The sequence below is a fragment of the Arthrobacter sp. MA-N2 genome, assembly GCF_000517125.1.
GTDB classification, from domain to species: Bacteria; Actinomycetota; Actinomycetes; order Actinomycetales; family Micrococcaceae; genus Arthrobacter; species Arthrobacter methylotrophus.
Genome location: NZ_KI912155.1, coordinates 107,001 through 124,706, shown reverse-complemented (window position 1 = coordinate 124,706; position 17,706 = coordinate 107,001). Strand labels below are relative to the sequence as shown.

At 63.8% G+C, this 17,706-nt stretch carries 17 protein-coding genes; 14 read left to right on the top strand and 3 right to left on the bottom strand.

Going from position 1 to position 17,706, the window contains the following annotated elements; genetic code table 11:
- Positions 1–9: 9 nt before the first annotated feature.
- A complete protein-coding gene (locus tag A3M3_RS0100925; RefSeq protein ID WP_197023292.1) occupies positions 10–1,197 on the bottom strand; it encodes an AI-2E family transporter in 1,188 nt (395 codons plus the stop codon).
- Positions 1,198–1,496: 299 nt separating this feature from the next.
- Here A3M3_RS0100925 and A3M3_RS0100920 point away from each other — a divergent pair, with 299 nt between their 5' ends.
- The 8 genes from A3M3_RS0100920 (at position 1,497) to A3M3_RS0100880 (ending at position 11,193) form a co-directional block, all read left to right on the top strand.
- Positions 1,497–3,302: a hypothetical protein gene (locus A3M3_RS0100920; protein ID WP_028264735.1), complete on the top strand. Its 1,806-nt coding sequence runs from the start codon at positions 1,497–1,499 to the stop codon at positions 3,300–3,302.
- Positions 3,303–3,338: 36 nt separating this feature from the next.
- Positions 3,339–4,304, top strand: a complete 966-nt coding sequence (locus tag A3M3_RS0100915; protein WP_028264734.1) for a tetratricopeptide repeat protein — start codon at positions 3,339–3,341, stop codon at positions 4,302–4,304.
- Complete coding sequence (locus tag A3M3_RS0100910; protein WP_028264733.1) at positions 4,304–5,407, top strand: NADH:flavin oxidoreductase/NADH oxidase; 1,104 nt, start codon at positions 4,304–4,306, stop codon at positions 5,405–5,407. The genes A3M3_RS0100915 and A3M3_RS0100910 overlap by 1 nt, the downstream gene beginning before the upstream one ends.
- A 113-nt stretch (positions 5,408–5,520) precedes the next feature.
- Positions 5,521–6,312: an ABC transporter ATP-binding protein gene (locus A3M3_RS0100905; protein ID WP_028264732.1), complete on the top strand. Its 792-nt coding sequence runs from the start codon at positions 5,521–5,523 to the stop codon at positions 6,310–6,312.
- On the top strand, positions 6,294–7,865 hold the full coding sequence (locus A3M3_RS0100900; protein ID WP_028264731.1) for a hypothetical protein: 1,572 nt from the start codon (positions 6,294–6,296) through the stop codon (positions 7,863–7,865). The genes A3M3_RS0100905 and A3M3_RS0100900 overlap by 19 nt, the downstream gene beginning before the upstream one ends.
- 92 nt (positions 7,866–7,957) lie before the next feature.
- Positions 7,958–8,740, top strand: coding sequence for a glucosamine-6-phosphate deaminase (gene nagB / locus A3M3_RS0100895; RefSeq protein WP_028264730.1), 783 nt, complete (start codon positions 7,958–7,960; stop codon positions 8,738–8,740).
- Between the two features lie 64 nt (positions 8,741–8,804).
- Positions 8,805–9,146 (top strand): DUF3039 domain-containing protein, encoded by a 342-nt coding sequence (locus tag A3M3_RS0100890; protein ID WP_028264729.1) that lies wholly within the window; start codon positions 8,805–8,807, stop codon positions 9,144–9,146.
- Between the two features lie 268 nt (positions 9,147–9,414).
- Positions 9,415–11,193, top strand: a complete 1,779-nt coding sequence (locus tag A3M3_RS0100880; RefSeq protein ID WP_028264727.1) for a DEAD/DEAH box helicase — start codon at positions 9,415–9,417, stop codon at positions 11,191–11,193.
- A 41-nt stretch (positions 11,194–11,234) separates the two neighbouring features.
- On the opposite strand, the gene A3M3_RS0100875 is transcribed toward A3M3_RS0100880, so the two are convergent.
- On the bottom strand, positions 11,235–11,861 hold the full coding sequence (locus tag A3M3_RS0100875; protein ID WP_028264726.1) for an isochorismatase family protein: 627 nt from the start codon (positions 11,859–11,861) through the stop codon (positions 11,235–11,237).
- The gene (locus A3M3_RS0100870) at positions 11,862–13,190 is read right to left on the bottom strand and encodes a nicotinate phosphoribosyltransferase (protein WP_028264725.1); all 1,329 of its coding nucleotides are present in this window, start codon (positions 13,188–13,190) and stop codon (positions 11,862–11,864) included.
- Positions 13,191–13,251: 61 nt separating this feature from the next.
- Here A3M3_RS0100870 and clpS point away from each other — a divergent pair, with 61 nt between their 5' ends.
- The 6 genes from clpS (at position 13,252) to rdgB (ending at position 17,656) form a co-directional block, all read left to right on the top strand.
- A complete protein-coding gene (clpS, locus tag A3M3_RS0100865; protein WP_028264724.1) occupies positions 13,252–13,638 on the top strand; it encodes an ATP-dependent Clp protease adapter ClpS in 387 nt (128 codons plus the stop codon).
- Positions 13,631–14,197, top strand: a complete 567-nt coding sequence (locus A3M3_RS0100860; RefSeq protein ID WP_028264723.1) for a DUF2017 domain-containing protein — start codon at positions 13,631–13,633, stop codon at positions 14,195–14,197. The genes clpS and A3M3_RS0100860 overlap by 8 nt, the downstream gene beginning before the upstream one ends.
- Before the next feature lie 103 nt (positions 14,198–14,300).
- Positions 14,301–15,374 carry a glutamate racemase gene (murI, locus tag A3M3_RS0100855; protein WP_081736657.1) on the top strand — a complete coding sequence of 358 codons (1,074 nt, stop codon included), beginning with the start codon at positions 14,301–14,303 and terminating at the stop codon, positions 15,372–15,374.
- Positions 15,371–16,168: an MBL fold metallo-hydrolase gene (locus A3M3_RS0100850; protein ID WP_028264721.1), complete on the top strand. Its 798-nt coding sequence runs from the start codon at positions 15,371–15,373 to the stop codon at positions 16,166–16,168. The genes murI and A3M3_RS0100850 overlap by 4 nt, the downstream gene beginning before the upstream one ends.
- Before the next feature lie 82 nt (positions 16,169–16,250).
- On the top strand, positions 16,251–17,009 hold the full coding sequence (rph, locus tag A3M3_RS0100845; protein ID WP_028264720.1) for a ribonuclease PH: 759 nt from the start codon (positions 16,251–16,253) through the stop codon (positions 17,007–17,009).
- Complete coding sequence (gene rdgB, locus A3M3_RS0100840) at positions 17,006–17,656, top strand: RdgB/HAM1 family non-canonical purine NTP pyrophosphatase (protein WP_028264719.1); 651 nt, start codon at positions 17,006–17,008, stop codon at positions 17,654–17,656. Before rph ends, rdgB begins: the two co-directional genes overlap by 4 nt.
- The last annotated feature ends 50 nt before the right edge of the window (positions 17,657–17,706 follow it).

Here is a 17,706-nt window from a genome sequence, read left to right as displayed (position 1 = left end):
GGGCACGGGCTAGTGGCGGTCCTGACGAACGATAAAGACTTCCTTTATCAGGAGCATGATTGCCGCCGCCGTCGGGATGGCGATCAAAGCCCCCAGAACGCCCAGCAGGCTGCCGCCTGCGATCACGGAAATTACGGCCACCGCACCCGGGACGGCAACGGCTTTCTGCATGATGCGCGGAGAGATGAAGTACGCCTCGAACTGCAGGTAGGCGAAGTAGCAGATGGCGTAGATCACGGCGGTCTCCCAGCCGGCGGTCAGGGCTACCAGAATGACCACCACAGCGGCAATCATGCCGCCCACCAGAGGGATGAACGCAAGCAGGGCAACCACGAAGGCGAGCAGGACGCTGAACGGAATACCCAAGATGCTCATGACGATGAAGGCGAAGAGTGCGTTCAGCAAAGCTACGCACACCTGGCCGATCACGTAGTTGCCAACGGAGCGGGTGATTTCCTCTGACAGGGCCTCCACGCGGGGCCTGCGGGAGCGGGGCGCCAAGCGATAGCCCCACCTTTTCATGGCAGGCAGCGCACCGAGGAAGTACAGGCTGAGGACCAGGACGATGAGCGTCCCGAACACCCCGTTGGCCACAGTGGAGCCGAAGCCGACGACGCCGCCGAAGATACCGCCCATTGCGTCAGGGTTCTTGACGAATTTGTCCAGCTCCTGGCTGATCTTGTCGCGGACGCCAAACTGGCTGTCGATGGAGCGGAAGAAATCTGAGTTCATGAAGCCCCGGATCCAGTCCGGAGCCTGCTGCACGATCTGCGAGACCTGTTCCACGATGGTCGGGATAAGCGTGCTGAAAAACGCTGCCACTCCGGCAACAAGGGCTCCGACTGCGATGGCGACTCCGGCGGGCCGGGGAACCTTGCTCATTTCGAGCCAGCGGACCACGGGATCCAAGCCCAGTGCAATGAACAATGCGGTCACGATCCACAACAAGAGCTGGGCGGTATTGGTGCCGATGTAGTACAGCAAGAGGGCTATGCCGACGCCGGCCGTGCCCATGAAGCCGACATACAGCGGATGCTGCGCGGACATCCTTGGACCGGGGGAACCGAACTTCGGACCAGCGGATTCATCCTCGGCCTCGGCTGCCAGATCCTGCTCAAGCTCGGGAGGCATCTCGAAACGGACCCGCGGTTGGGCGCCAGGAATGGGCTGGCGGAGGCGGCGGACGAAGGAAGCCATGAGGCCCTCACCGTGATCTTTGCCATCGTGGGCAGACCCATGAGCCACAGCATCCGGGCTGGTCCCCGGTTGTTGCTCGGCGGGTGTCGGGTCCTTGCGCTCTTTCACGTGTTCAGCTGCCTTTTCGTTCGGCTGTCAGGCTCCGGAGAACGCCCGATCTCATGTTGTTCGCCACACTATCAGCAGGCCGGAATCGGCGAATTCTAGGGGGCAAACGGTGTGTCGGGAAGCCTCTCGGGAGGACCCCGAACTGACTCATTGGTAACAAAACCGTTACCCTTGAAGTTCAACGACCGCTGATGATTGGTATTCCTGTGCGATTGAAGACTGCAGTTTCGCTGGTGCTGCTTGGCCTGCTGACACTGTTGGCCGGCATTGGCCAGCTGACCTTTTGGGCTCCGGCCGAGACCGTGACCGCGTCCGCCCCGGGCGACTCCAAGCCCGCTCCGCTGACGGTGATCACCCACGACGTGCTGGCCCATAAGGGCGGCCCCACGCAAATCAGCATTAAGGGAGACGGCAACTTCGTGTTGGCCGTTGGACGCCCGGATGACGTCGATGCGTGGGTAGGCAAGACCGCGCACAACAGCATCACCGGAGTGTCCGAGGACGGTAAGTCCCTCCAGCTTTCCAGCACCGACGGCGAGGCCAAAGCCCCGTCCCCGGCTGGATCGGATATGTGGGTTGAAACGCAGAACGCGAGCGGCCAGTTGGACTACACTTGGACCCCGCCCGCGAGTGGCAACTGGTCTCTCCTGTTGGCCAGCGATGGAACCAAGCCGGCGCCATCGTCGGTCTCCGTAACATACGCCAACGATGCCAGCATGCCGTGGGCCGTCCCGCTCATCGTCATTGGCGCGATCCTCATCGTCGCTGGTGCGGCGCTGCCGTTCGTCAGCAAGTTCACCGGCGGCCGAGGCAAAGGCGGGCGGCGCAAGGGCTTTGGTCCAGGCGAACCGGGGGCCAGGGAGAAGACGGAAGCCGCTAAGGACACGGCCTCCGGGGATGCTACCGACGTCGATGCTACCGACATCGACACTGCTGACGGCGATACTGTTGCCCAGGAAACCAAGAAGGGCCCGGGCGGTCCCGCGCTCCGTATTTCAGCCGTGGCTGCCGCCGTCGTGACGGCCCTCGTGGGTGGCACTGCGGCGGGCGCCGCCCAGGCGGCCGAGACTCCGTCCCCGACGGCGAGTCCCTCATCGACGGCCGGTGCGCAGACTACCCCGGTGGTGGTCGACGCACAGCTGAAGCGGATCCTGGACCAGGTTGCCAGCGCAGTGACCGCCGGGGATGCCGCACGTGATGCTGCCAAGCTCGCCCCACGGGTGGACGGCACGGAGCTGCAGGTTCGCACGCAGAACTACAAGATCCGGTCCCAAGTTGCCACTCACGAGGCCCGGATGCCGGTGCGGTCCAGCAAATTGCTGGGTAGTGTCATTTCCACGCAGCGAACCTGGCCGCGCACGGTCATCGCTTTGACGCAGGGCGAGGGAAACGTGGTTCCCCAGATCCTGACCCTCGTCCAGGCCTCGCCGCGTGAGAACTATAAACTGAAGAACACCTCTCCGCTTCAGCCTGGAACCTCGTTCCCTGCGATCCCGTTGGGTGGAACCGAGCAAGTGGCGGCCAACGACAAGACCGGCCTGCAATACAGCGGCACGGAGGCACTCGCTGCCCTGAGCGACCGCTTGACGAAGGCGGATTCGGCGTACAAGGACAAGCTGGTGGAGGGAACAAACTCGCCATACATTGCGGATGTCCTCGACTACCAGGCGAGCACGGTCAAGTCGGGGACCAATGGAGACTTCACCTTCACGCACACTCCTTCCCCGGAGGATACGGCGGTGTTCCGGACCTCGGACGGCGGAGCGGTAGTCGTGGGAAAGCTGAATTTCGATTTCACGAGCAAGCCCAAGGCTGATGGCGACACGCTGACGGTAGACAAAGCCGCGGCTGTGCTCGCGGGCGGCGATTCCACCACGGTGGGCCTTGTCCAGACCTTCGCGGAATCGGTGGCCTTGTACATTCCGCCGGCGGGCTCGACTTCTCCCATGAAGCTCGTCGCGGCTGTCCGCGGTCTGGTCGGGGCCAGCTTCAAGTAGGAAAATGCTGTTCTTGCAGCGGCTAGAGTGGACGGTATGAGTTCGCCAGGATCCCGTCCCGTCTCTCCAGCCGCTGCAAGCCAGCTCAACCTTCGCGGCGCCGTCGACCTCTCTGCTTTGCGGCGCCCGGCGCCCGCGGCACCGAGCGGCGCCCCGGCCGGCTCCGGGAGCAGTCCCGGAAGCCAGCAACCACTGCGCGTGGATGCCACCGAGGCAAATTTTCAGGACCTCGTCCAGCTGTCCGCGCAGATTCCCATCCTCTTCCTTTTGTGGTCCAACCGCTCCTTGGAGGCTTCGACCCTGCTGCACAGCCTCGAAGGCGTCGTTGAAGGCTACGCCGGCAAAGTAGTGCTGGCCGCCGCTGACGTTGACGCGTTCCCGCAGCTCGCCCAGGCATTCCAAGTCCAGGCCATCCCCACCGCCATCGCGGTCTTGAAGGGACAGCCGGTGCCGCTCTTCGAGGGCCCCGCTTCGGATCAGGAAATCCGCAGCCTCATCGATGAACTCCTGAAAGTGGCCGAAGCCAACGGCGTGACGGGAAGCATCGGCGCAGGGGTGCCGGCAGGGGAGGCTCCCCCTCTGCCGCCGCTGCACCAGGCGGCTTTCGATGCCATCGAAGCCGGGGACTACGCCGCTGCCGCGAGGGCTTACCGCCAGGCGCTTGCCGAGAAGCCGGCAGATGCCGAGGCGAAGGCCGGGCTGGCCCAAGTGGAATTGATGGGGCGCATTGAGTCCCTGAGCGCAGCCGAAGCCGAGGCCGTGCGACAGCAGGCGGCGGAAGAACCGGACAACCTCGAGGTGCAGCTCAGCGTCGCGGACCTGGACATTTCGGGTGGACACGTCGAGGATGCGTTCAACCGCATCATTGCCTTTATCGGCCGCAACTTCGGGCCGGAGCGCGAAACGGCGCGCGTACGCCTCCTGGAACTGTTCGACGTCGTCGGCATTTCGGACGAACGTGTTGCCAAAGCGCGGCAAGGTCTCGCGCGGGTTCTCTTCTGATGGCGCAGCCTGCTCTGTTCAGCCCGCTTCAGTTGCGCTCGCTGACCGTAGCGCATCGCGGCTGGGTTTCGCCGATGTGCCAGTACAGTTGTTCGCCCGACGGCGGGGGAGGCGTGCCCAACGATTGGCACTTGGTGCATCTTGGGGCGTTTGCCACAGGTGGTGCGGCACTCATCCTCACCGAGGCGGCGGCCGTCAGTCCCGAGGGCAGGATCAGCCCCCGGGATGCCGGCCTGTATTCGGATGAGCAGGCTGCTGCGTGGGAGCGGACGGTCGACTTCGTCCACCGCAATAGCGCTGTAGGCGGCAAGATCGGCGCCCAACTGGCGCACGCAGGCCGCAAGGCTTCCACCTACTGGCCCTTCGCTGAAGAGAGCGGATCCGTCGCGGAGTCGGACGGCGGTTGGGTGACTCGGGGTCCGGGTGCCGAGCCTTTTGCCGGGCTCGCCGCTCCTGTTGCCATGACGGAGGCCGATATTCAGGCCGTTATCTCCGACTTCGCGGCGGCAGCATCGCGGGCCGTGGACGCGGGCTTCGACACGGTCGAGATTCACGGCGCGCATGGCTACTTGCTGCACGAGTTCCAGAGCCCGCTCATCAACAAGCGGAAGGATGCCTGGGGAGGCAGCGAGACGGGCCGGAACCGCTTGACGCTAGCGGTCATCGACGCCGTTCGTGCCGTCATCCCGGATTCGATGCCGTTACTGCTCCGGATTTCCGCGAGCGACTGGGCCGAGGGCGGCGTGGACATTGACGCCTCAGTGCGCCTCGCGCGATCGGCGTCTGAGCACGGTGTTGACCTGGTGGACGTCTCCAGCGGGGGAGCTGTGGCCCACCAGCAGATCAAGGCCGGTCCCGGCTATCAGACAGGATTCTCCGCGCAGATCCGGCGCGAGGCCAACGTCCCTACCGGGGCTGTTGGATTCCTGACCGCCTCGGGGCAAGCCGAACACACAGTGGCTACCGGCCAAGCTGACGGCGTGTTCATGGCACGTGCGGCCCTCCGTGATCCGCACTGGTGGCTTCGTGCCGCCTTTGAGCTCGGCTACCCCCTGGAGTGGGCGCCACAGTATCAGCGTGCAGTGCCACGGCACAGCTTCTGAGGCGCAGCCATCCTGAGAACTCATCCTTTGGGATGAGGCAGGTACGGGAGGACGCTTCGAAGTTACCCCTCCGGCGCGGCTTCTCGACGGGTCGCCCGGGCTAGGCTGACTGCATGAATGTCCAGTTTCCCGATACCCCTCCCGCTTTCCCGGTGCCGGCCTTGTCTCTGCGCGGTCTCGCGAAACGCTTCGGAGGCAAGATCGCCGTTGACGGGATCAGCCTGGACGTGCCTGCCGGTTCCTTCTACGGGGTGGTCGGCCCGAACGGGGCGGGGAAGACCACCACGTTGTCCATGGCCACAGGACTCCTCCGGCCCGATTTCGGAACGGCCCTCATCCATGGGGTGGACGTTTGGGCGAAACCGTTGGAAGCCAAGAGGCTGATGGGGATTCTGCCCGACGGCGTTCGCCTCTTTGACCGGTTGACTGGTGAACAGCTGGTCACTTATGCCGGGCTGCTCCGCGGGATGGACCGGGAAGTCGTGGCCCACCGGGTGGGAGAACTCATGGCGGCCCTGGACCTGAGCGCCGATGCAGGTACCCTCGTGGTGGACTACTCGGCCGGCATGACAAAGAAGATCGCGCTGGCCTCGGCGCTCATCCATGCGCCAAAGCTGCTGGTGCTGGACGAACCCTTTGAGTCCGTGGATCCTGTATCCGCGGCCAACATCCGGGGGATCCTGGACAATTATGTGGCCTCGGGAGGGACAGTGATCGTCTCGAGCCATGTCATGGACCTTGTGCAGCGTATGTGCTCGCACGTGGCCGTTGTTGCTGCCGGCAGGGTGCTGGCCGCCGGAACCGTGGACGAGGTCCGCAACGGGGCTACGCTCGAGGAACGCTTTGTGCAGTTGGTCGGCGGCGGGAACAGGACGGAAGGGCTGGAATGGTTGCGCACCTTCTGAGCCTGAAGTGGCGGCTCTTGCTGAACGGTTTCCGCCGCAGCCCGGGGCAGATCGTGGGCATGGCGATCGGTGGACTCTACGCGCTGGGGGTCGTGGCGAGCTTGGCCGGGGCGCTCGTCGCCCTCCGGTGGGCCGATACCGAGACCGCACAAACCGCCGTCGTCCTCGGTGGTGCCGCGGCGCTCCTGGGCTGGGCTGTCGTTCCGCTCATGGCTTCAGCGGCGGACATGACGCTCGATCCTTCGCGGTTCACAACGACGGCGATCCCCATGCGCCAGATGCTTATCGGCCTGGCCCTTGCCGGTTTCATTGGAGTCCCGGGCTTGTCCACGATGGTGGTGGCGTTGTTCACCGTGGCAACATGGTGGCGCAGCGCGCCCGCAGTGCTCGGCGCCTTGCTGGGTGCAGTCTTGGGCGTCCTGAGTTGCGTGGTGCTGTCGAAAGTCATCACGACGGCGACTGCCGGCCTCGCAGCGTCGCGCCGCTTCAAGGATGTGAGCAACATTGTGGTCCTCGTGCCCCTGGTGCTGATGGGACCGCTGGTGGCCGGCGTCATCAAGGGGGTGTCCGGTTCCACCGGCTATCTCCCCGAACTGGCCCGGACGGTCGCCTGGACTCCGCTTGGAGCTCCTTGGTCCCTTGGCGGGGATCTGGCGTCCGGAGATGTTGCGGGGGCGAGCATCAAGGTTCTGATCTCCTTGGCCACCCTCCTCGTGTTGTTCGCCGCGTGGAATGCCCTGCTCAAGCGGGCGCTGGTCACTCCGCGATATTCGGGTGGTTCAGGGAAGCGCGGTGGAAAACTGGGCTTGTTCGGACTTCTTCCGGCAACGCCCACGGGTGCCGTGGCCGCTCGCGCGCTCAGCTACTGGATCCGCGATCCGCGCTACGCCGCCGCGCTGATTGTGGTTCCGTTGTTGCCCGTGATTTTCCTCTTCCAGTCGGGGCAGTCCGGAAGCTACTCCCTGCTGATGATTCTTGGACCCTTGGCTGCTTTTGTCCTCGCGTGGTCCATTGCCGCGGATGTTTCCTACGACAGCACCGCATTTGCGCTGCATCTGGCTACCGGAGTCCGCGGCCTCCACGACCGGCTCGGCCGGGCCTTGGCTTGCTTGTCCTTCGCCCTCCCTGTGGTGTTGATCTTCGCCATCGGGCCCTTCTTCCTGACGGGAGACTGGGATTGGCTGCCCGGTATTCTGGGCCTTTCCCTGGGGGTTCTGTTCACGGGCCTCGGCCTGTCCTCCATCGTGTCGGCGCGGTACACGTCAAGCGTGCCGTTGCCCGGGGACAGTCCGTTCAAGAAGCCCCCGGGAAACGTTGCCCAAACGCTGGCCGTCCAATTCGGCGGAATGGCGGTGCTGTTTTTCCTGGTCCTTCCGGAACTTGCACTTGTGGTGCTGCAGTCCATCACGGAAGATCCAAGGTGGGGGTGGATCAATCTAGCCACAGGTACGGTCCTCGGGGTTGTTCTTTTCGTGGCGGGGGTACGGCTCGGAGGCCGTTGGCTCGACCGGCGCGGACCTGAACTCTTCGCGCAATTGAGCGTCAACCGTTGATTCCATGGAACAACAATGACAAGTTGTGGGACATGGGATAACCTCAAGATCTAATAGTCGATCCGGAAACACAGCGAGAAAGGTCGTGGACGGTGGAAGTTGTCATTCTTCCGGGAAACAAACAGATCGGGGCGCTTGCCGCGGATGCCATCGAGGCGTTGCTACTTCGAAAGCCGAACGCGGTCCTGGGCCTGGCCACGGGATCTTCTCCGCTTCCTGTCTATGACGAGCTTGCGCGCCGTCACCAGGAAAAGGGCCTCGACTTCAGCCAGGCACACGCCTTCGCCCTCGATGAATATGTCGGGCTCGAGCCCGGGCATCCGGAGTCGTACCGTGAAGTCATCCGCCGCGAATTCACCGATAGGGTCAATATCGACCCCGCCAATGTCCATAGCCCTGACGGTACAGCTGAGGACCTACCCGCAGCCTGCCAAGCGTACGAGGACACGATGCGTGAGCTCGGGGGAGTCGATCTCCAGATTCTCGGCGTAGGCACGGACGGCCACATCGGATTCAATGAGCCAGGCTCTTCGCTCGCTTCCCGGACTCGGATCAAGACGCTGATCGAGCAAACCCGCAAAGACAATGCCCGCTTTTTCAAGAGCATCGACGATGTCCCGCACCACGTGGTGACGCAAGGGCTCGGGACCATCATGGACGCCCGGCATGTTGTTCTGATTGCCACCGGAGCCCAGAAAGCCCAGGCTGTCCGGGACTTCGTCGAAGGCCCGGTCGCAGCGATCTGCGCGGCATCAGTGCTGCAAATGCACCCGCACGCCACCATCCTGATCGATGAAGCCGCGGCTTCCTCCCTCAAGCTCGCCGACTACTATCGGCACACCTACGACAACAAACCGAAGTGGCAGACCATCTGATCCACTGCATCCGAGCAACGGCATCCGACGCGGTGCATCTGACGCCGCGGCTCCAGCGGCTAAGATGGATGGCATGACGACGCTGCCTCCGGACCCATTCGAAAACGATCCCATGCGCGAGCTTTCCGGAGCCGGAACATCCACTGCGACCATTGAGCGCGAGGAAACGCGCCAAGAAGTGGAACCCGGTGACCGGGAGCGCTTCTCGCACTATGTCCGCAAGGAAAAGATCATGGAATCCGCCATGACCGGCGAGCCCGTGATTGCGCTGTGCGGCAAAGTGTGGACCCCGGGACGGGATCCGCAGAAGTTTCCGATCTGCCCCGAGTGCAAAGAAATCTATGACGGTCTTCGCCCCGGCAAGGATGGCGGAGACAAGGGCGGCGGCTCGGGCGACTCGAAGTAGTGATCAAGCCCTAGAAGTCGGGAATTCCTCGTAGTACGCGGAGGAGAGCTTTCTCCTGCTTGCTTGCTGCCCCGCGTGATTCCGCGCATTCGGAACAGATTGGTGTTTTTGTGGTTATTTGGGTTTCGCTGGCTGCAGCGGCCTTGCTGGGAATTGCCGCTGCCTCGCGCAGCGGCCTGCATATAGCCGTGCCTGGTGGCGTGGGTACTTCTGTGGCTGATGGCCTGGTTGCCGCGAGTCAAGCAGACACCAGGCGGGTGGAATCCGCGTGACTGAAACACTCTTCGGCGGCCCTGCGCTGCCCCCGGCATATCCGGAGCGTGCAGCCTGGGGAACCGCCCCGAAGTTGCGCGCCTGGCAGCAGGAAGCACTAGACCTGTATCTCAACAGCAGCCCGCGAGATTTCCTCGCCGTGGCGACGCCGGGCGCCGGTAAGACCACCTTCGCCCTACGTGTTGCGTCCGTACTCCTTGATAGCGGAACCGTGAACCGTGTGACGATTGTGGCTCCCACGGACCACCTGAAACGGCAGTGGGCGGACGCCGCAGCCAGGGTAGGCATTGCCATCGACCCGAATTTCAAAAATTCCGACGGGCAGCACGGCAGGGGGTTCGTCGGAGTTGCCGTGACCTATGCGCAGGTGGCCAGCAAGCCCATGCTCCACCGGGCCAAGACCGAGGCTGCCCGCACCTTTGTCATTTTGGACGAAATCCACCACGGTGGGGAGGCATTGTCCTGGGGCGACGGATTGCGTGAGGCCTTCGATCCTGCTGCGCGGCGCCTGGCCCTCACGGGAACGCCGTTCCGTTCCGATACCTCGCCCATCCCTTTCGTCGAATATGCGGAGGACCGCGACGGTATCCGCCGCTCGAAAGCGGACTACACCTACGGCTACGGCAACGCCTTGAGGGACCACGTTGTCCGTCCCGTGCTGTTCATGGCGTATTCGGGCCAGATGCGCTGGCGCACCAGCGCCGGAGAGGAAATGGCCGCTTCCCTCGGCGAAGCTGCCGTGACCAAGGACGTCACCTCCCACGCGTGGCGGACCGCCCTGAACCCCAGCGGCGAATGGATTCCTGCGGTTCTTGCTGCCGCCGACAAACGCCTGGGCGAGGTGCGCCGTACCGTGCCGGACGCTGGCGGCCTGGTCATTGCCACTGATCACGACGACGCCCGTGCGTATGCCGGTCAGCTCAAGAAAATTACGGGCCAATCGCCCACAGTGATTCTGTCCGATGATTCCAAAGCATCGCACAAGATCGAGGAGTTTACCGCCAGCGACAAGCGCTGGATGGTGGCGGTCCGCATGGTGTCCGAAGGCGTCGACGTTCCCCGGCTTTCGGTGGGCGTTTATGCGACGTCCACGTCCACGCCGCTGTTCTTCGCCCAAGCCGTGGGCCGTTTCGTCCGTGCCCGCAAGCGCGGCGAGACGGCGTCGGTATTTCTGCCTTCCGTCCCGCCCCTGATGGTTTTGGCGAACTCCATGGAAGCCGAGCGGGACCATGCCCTGGACCGGCCCGAGAAGGAAGACCCGGACGGTCTCTTCAATCCCGAAGAGAACCTCATGGCCGAGGCCAACCGCGAGGAAAAGGCGTCAGATTCCCTCGAAAAGGGTAAGTTCGAAGCCCTCGATTCCCAAGCGTCCTTTGACCGGGTGTTGTTCGACGGCGGCGAATTCGGCACAGGAGCGGACATCGGCTCCGAGGACGAGCTCGATTTCCTAGGGATCCCGGGACTGCTCGACGCCGAACAGGTGGGGACGCTGCTGCGGCAACGCCAGCATGATCAGCAGTCGCGCAAGAAGAAGCAATCGCCGTTGGCAGCGTCAGCGTCACCCGCTGTTCCGGACCACCGTATGCTGATGGACTTGCGTCATGAGCTTGCGAAGAACGTCGCGGCGTGGTCCGCGCGGACCGGCACCCCGCACGGCCTGGTCCACAACAAGTTGCGCGAGGTGTGTGGCGGACCGGCGGTTGCACAGGCGAACGAAGAGCAATTGCAGTCTCGCTTGCGCAAGCTCCAGGATTGGTTCATCGGGCGGAAATAGCCTTGCTTCGCTGCTCCCGGGCGCGCTCCAGTCAGCGGGGCTTAGCCGGTGCTGAGCTCGACGCCGTTTTCTTCCAGTTCCGTGTAGGTCTCGTCAAGATCCTCCGCGATTCCGGCGGTGAGTTCGCCGATCACTGTCACGGAGTAGCCTGCTTGGACAGCATCCAGGGCAGTGGCTTTGACGCAATAGTCGGTGGCGATTCCCACCACCACCACTTCTTCCACCCCATGGCTTTGCAGCCAGTCGTCGAGCCCGAGCGCGTCTTCGTCCGGTTCGAGGGAGGGGACAGCTCCGGAAGCGAGTTCGCCCGTGGGCACCTCGTCTTCGGGTGCCAGGACCCCTTCGAACCCTGAATAGGCTGCGGTGAATTGTCCCTTGCGGAAGTAGGCCTGGACGTACTCCGCATCCAGGTCCGGATGGAGCTCAGCGCCTTTGCTTCCGGCGCGGCAATGCGGCGGCCAACTGTCCACGAAGTCCGGGGTGTCCGAAAAGTGGCTGCCGGGATCCACATGCCAGTCCTGCGTGGCCACGATATGGTCGAAGTGCTGGTGGTTGGAGTCAAGATATTCGCTGATGGCCGCGGCCGTGGCGGCACCACCTTCGACTGCGAGGGACCCGCCCTCGCAGAAGTCGTTCTGGACGTCGACGATGATCAGGGCACGGGACATTCAGTCCTCCTCATAGACGGTGGGGATTGCCGGTTCGCCGCGCTGCAGCCTCCGGACCACTGGGGGTAGTTCGGCCATGGTGGCAGCATGGCGTTCCTGGGCCCGGACCACGCCTTCGTGTCCTGTCCACCCGGGAAGCAACTCGCCGTTCTTCACGAACTGCTGGAGCAGGGGGCGGTCGTTGCCGTCGTCGTCCGGCCGATGCCCGATGCCCACGATCTCCTGGCTTGCGATACCGAGTTCATTGAGCTTGCGGAGGGCGTATTTGCGGCCGCCGACACTAGCTTTGTTCTTGGCGGTCTTGGCCACGGAAACGAATTCCCCGGCATCGTTGGCCCGGCTGACCAGTTTGTAGACCATGCTGGCCGTCGGGGCCCCCGAGCCCGTGACCAAGGAAGTTCCGACGCCGTACACGTCCACCGGGGCTGACTGCAGGGCAGCAATCGCGAACTCGTCGAGATCCGAGGTGACGACGATCCGGGTGTCGAGGTTACCGAGACTATCCAGGAGTTCCCGCACCCATTGCGCCTGCGCCACCAGGTCTCCGGAGTCCAAGCGGACTGCTCCGAGCTTGCTCCCTGCGAGTTCCACCGCGGTGCGTACCCCGGTCTCGACGTCGTAGGTGTCCACCAAGAGCGTCGTTCCCGGTCCGAACGCCGAGATCTGCGCTTCGAAGGCTTCACGCTCGGTGTCGTGCAGGAGCGTGAACGAATGGGCGGCTGTGCCCACGGTCCTGATGCCGTAGCGGCGCCCGGCCTCAAGATTGGAGGTACTGCCAAAACCTGCGATCACTGCGGCCCGGGCTGCCGCCGTCGCGGATTCCTCCTGGGTGCGGCGGGAACCCATCTCGATGCACGGCCGGTTTCCGGCCGCGCTGGTCATGCGGGAGGCGGCCGAGGCAATGGCCGTGTCGTGGTTGAGCACGGACAGGATGTACGTTTCCAGGATGCACGCTTCAGCGAAGGTTGATTCGACGATCAGGATCGGGGAGCCGGGGAAATAGGCCTCGCCCTCGGGATAGCCCCAGATGTCTCCGGAGAACCTGTAGTCGGCGAGGAAGTCCAGCGTCTGCTTGTCCACTACTTTGTTCCGGTCCAGGAAGGCAAGCTCGGCGTCGCCGAATTGGAAGTCCTTGATTCCCTCAAGCAAGCGGCCTGTGCCGGCCACTATTCCGTAGCGGCGGCCATCGGGCAGGCGGCGGGCGAAGGCCTCGAAGACCGAGCGCCGATGGGCCGCGCCGGAATGGAGGGCAGCTTCCAGCATTGTTAGCTCGTAGTGATCGGTGTACAGCGACGTGCGGGGGTGGTCCCAGGCGACGGATCTACTCACGAATTCACTCTAGTCCCCACTCTCGCCGGTGTGCGCCCATCCATCGCCTTAGAATGGACAGATGACCACTACCGTTGCCCCCGGCACTGCAGCCGTCACAGACGCAGGCCTCAAGGGGGAGGAACGGACGGACACCGCGGAGCAGTCGTCCACCGACCTCCTCAGCGCTGCTGACATCCCTTGGAACCTGGTGATCTGGAACGATCCCGTCAATCTCATGAGCTACGTGAGTTACGTCTTCCAGAGCTACTTCGGGTATTCCGAGGCCAAATCCAACAAACTCATGCTTGAAGTCCACAAGAAGGGCCGTTCCATCGTGGCGCACGGTGGCAAGGAACAAGTGGAGCAGCACGCGGTTGCCATGCACGGCTACGGCTTGTGGGCGACGGTTGAAAAAGCAAGCAACAGCGGCGACGGCCGGGGACGCAAGGGCGGCGCACGTGGCTAAGGCTTTCAAGTACGGACTCAAAGGCATCACCGGCTACCTTGAGCCCGCCGAGCGCGAACTCCTGCGCGGTCTCCTGGACGATGTCATTTCCATGCTGGAACCACAGCTGTCCCAGGGCGAAGATCCCCTGACGGCCTTGATCGGGCTGGACATGAATGTCAAGGAACCGTCCGACCGCGCCCTGTTGAGGCTTCTGCCGAACGTCATGAAGAACGACGACGGCGCGTCCCTTGAATTCCGCCAGCTCACCGAGCGCTCGCTGCGGGAAGGAAAGATAGGCGCGCTCCGGGCCGCTGCGATGGGCCTGGACCGCAGCGAGCTCGTGCTGACGAAGGAAGAGGCAAAACTCTGGTCCATGGCGCTCAACGACGTCCGTCTGGTGTTGGCCGAGCGCCTCGATATCCGCGACGAAGCCGATGCCGACCATGTCCACGCCATGCAGGATTGGTCCCAGGCCGAGGACGTTGAAAGTTACTTGGCGCTCGTCTACAACTTCACCACGTGGCTCCAGGAATCGTTGGTGCAGGCCATGATGGCATCGATGGAACGGAAATCCTGAGCTGACACGAGGCGCTCGTGGTCTTCCGTGTGACAAAACAGACACGAGGCCCCCGACACAAGTCGTGGCTGTGGCACATGCCTTGCTTTATTCTCTAAGAATCATGAACTCAGCATCGGACCCGGTATCGGACGGGGAGCGCGCCGCCGAGGCAGCGCCGGAAACCCAGCGCAGGCCGGAAACACTGACTAACAATGCAGACAACCCTTTGCTGGGAGCACGCCCCATCGGCGTCTTCGATTCCGGGGTCGGCGGACTCACGGTGGCACGGTCAATCATCGACCAATTGCCCAATGAGTCCATCATCTATGTAGGGGATACCGCCAACGGCCCGTACGGGCCGCTCCCTATCGCCGAAGTCCGGGCCAATGCGCTCGGGGTCATGGACGAGTTGGTGGACTCCGGCGTCAAGCTGCTGACCATTGCCTGCAACTCAGCCTCGGCAGCGGTTCTGCGCGATGCCCGCGAACGCTACACGGCCCGCTATGGGATTCCCGTCATTGAGGTCATCCAGCCCGCCGTACGCCGGGCCGTGTCCGCTACCCGGTCCGGCCGGATCGGCGTGATCGGGACATCGGCAACGGTGGGTTCCCGCGCTTACGAAGACACCTTCGCCGCTGCTCCGGACCTGAGCATCACCTCGGTGGCCTGTCCGGAATTCGTGAGTTTCGTGGAAGCCGGGATCACTACCGGTCCGGAGCTCCTGGCCGCAGCCCACGGGTATCTGGAACCGCTCAGGCAAGCCGGCGTGGATACCGTGGTACTGGGCTGCACACACTATCCTTTGCTCACAGGCGTCATCTCATACGTCATGGGGGAAGACGTCACCCTTGTGTCCAGCGCCGAGGAGACGGCAAAGGACGTGTACCGCGCACTGGTCACCCACGGAATCCAGCGAAGCGATGCGGTCCAGCCCCACCATGATTTCATGGCCACAGGAGACGCCGCGCAATTTGAAAACCTGGCCCGCCGCTTCCTCGGCCCCGAGGTCCTCTCCGTGCGCCACGTGGACCATGTGGCCGCCCAGTACCCGACCGGAAGCCTCGCGCGCATCACCCCGGAAATGTTGGAGGCCGCCCGCGCCGGCGGCCATCATGCGAGGACGTCCAACTTCGTTGACCCCGCAGCCTTCACGGTAAAGGAGTTCGGCGCGGCCCGCGGGGGCCGCATCCAGTGAAACTGACCATTGTTGGCTGCACAGGTTCCTTCCCCGGGCCAGGCTCTCCGGCGTCGTGCTACCTGCTGACCGCGCACGACGGTGAACGCCAGTGGAAGATCGTCCTGGATATCGGCAGCGGTGCCCTCGGAGCCATCCAACGCTACACGGACCTCGAAGATATCGATGCCATCTTCCTGACCCACTTGCACCCGGACCATTGCATGGACCTGTGCGGCCTGCACGTGGCCGTCCGCTGGAAGCCGGGCGGCTGGGGGCGGGACAGGATCCGGGTCTGGGGTCCCGAAGCCACAGCTGATCGCATGGCCACCGCCTATGGGCTCGAACTGAACCCGGGAATGCACGAGGAATTCGACTTCAGCATCTGGGCCGAACGCCAGCCCGTGCAGCTTGGACCGTTCACCGTGACGCCCTATGCCGTGAACCACCCCGTGGAAGAGGCCTACGCCTTGCGCGTGGAAGTCACCGAGCCGGACAAAGAAGGCAATGCCGTGCGCCGGATCCTCACCTACTCGGGGGACACCGACTCGTGCGAAGGCCTTGAGGATGCCGCGCGCAACGCGGACCTGTTCTTGTGCGAGGCGGCCTTTGAAGAAGGGCGCGACGACGACATCAAGGATGTGCACCTGACCGGCAAGCGCGCAGCCCAAGCAGCGACAGCCGCCGGAGCCCGGCGCCTCTTGTTGACCCATATACCGGTGTGGACATCGCAGACCAAGGTCATGGCCGACGCGAAGCCCGAGTTCGCCGGTGATGTCGCCGTCGCTGTTGCCGGAGTTCACTACACGGTCTGACGCAGGAGTCCGCCTGCGCAGTCCAGCTGTGCAGTCCAGCTGTGCAGTCCGGGGAGGGCCGGGAGATCGCTAAGCTTGCAGTATGACTTCCGAAGCCACCTCTGTCCCCGTCATCCGTGCCGACGGACGTACGCCCGATCAACTCCGTCCCATCAGCATCACCCGTGGCTGGTCCAAGCAGGCCGAAGGCTCGGCCCTGATCGAATTCGGCAATACCCGGGTGCTGTGCACGGCTTCCCTGACCGAAGGCGTGCCTCGCTGGCTCAAAGGTGAGGGCCGTGGCTGGGTCACCGCCGAATACGCCATGCTTCCGCGTGCCACGAACACCCGTTCAGACCGTGAATCGGTCAAAGGCAAGATCGGCGGCCGCACCCACGAAATTTCGCGCCTGATCGGACGTTCGCTACGTTCCATCATCGACACCAAGGCTCTGGGGGAGAACACGATCGTGCTGGACTGCGATGTCCTGCAGGCCGACGGCGGTACCCGGACGGCCGCGATCACCGGGGCCTACGTGGCGCTCGCCGAGGCGATCCGCTTCGCCCGGGAGAACAAGATGATCGCCAAGAACGCGCAGCCCTTGATCGACACCATCGCCGCGGTCTCCGTGGGGATCATTGACGGTATCCCGATGCTGGACTTGCCCTATGTCGAAGATGTGCGTGCCGAAACCGACATGAACGTGGTGGTCACGGGATCGGGGAAGTTCGTGGAAGTCCAGGGAACCGCAGAGGGCGCCCCCTTCGACCGCGATGAACTGAACGCTTTGCTGGACCTTGCCCTCATTGGCACGGGAGAGCTGGCAGCCATCCAGCGCGAGACACTGGCTGAGGCCCCGTGAGCGAGGCAACGACAGCAGCTGCGCCGCGACTCGTTCTCGCTAGCCACAACAAGGGCAAACTTCGCGAACTCAGGGAACTCCTCAGGGGGCAGGTGCCAGGACTCGACGTCGATACCCAAGTCATTGACGCAGGCGCGGCCGGAGCACCCGATGTTGCCGAGACGGGCGTGACCTTTGCCGAGAACTCCCTGCTCAAAGCACGCGCTGTCGCTGAAGCTACGGGACTGGTGGCGATTGCCGATGATTCAGGTCTCGCTGTCGATGTGCTGGGCGGAGCCCCGGGGATCTTCTCGGCGCGCTGGTCCGGCCGGCACGGTGACGATGCCGCCAATCTGCAGCTTTTGCTGGCTCAACTCTCCGACGTCCCGGACGCCCACCGTGGAGCGGCGTTCGTCTGTGCAGCGGCGCTCGCTGTACCGGACGCCGTCGACGGCGGGGCGCGCGAGGTGGTCGAATACGGCCAGCTCGAAGGCATTCTCTTGCGTGAACCCCGCGGTGCCGGAGGATTCGGTTACGACCCCGTGCTGCAGCCCCAGGGCCTGGATCGCAGTTGCGCCGAGCTGAGTTCCGACGAGAAGAACGCCATCAGCCACCGGGGCAAGGCATTCAGGGCACTGCTCCCGGCCATCGTGAACGCCCTGCGCTGAGTCCTCCGCGCGCAAGGGTCACAACGAGAGAGGCACCCCGCAACTGGACT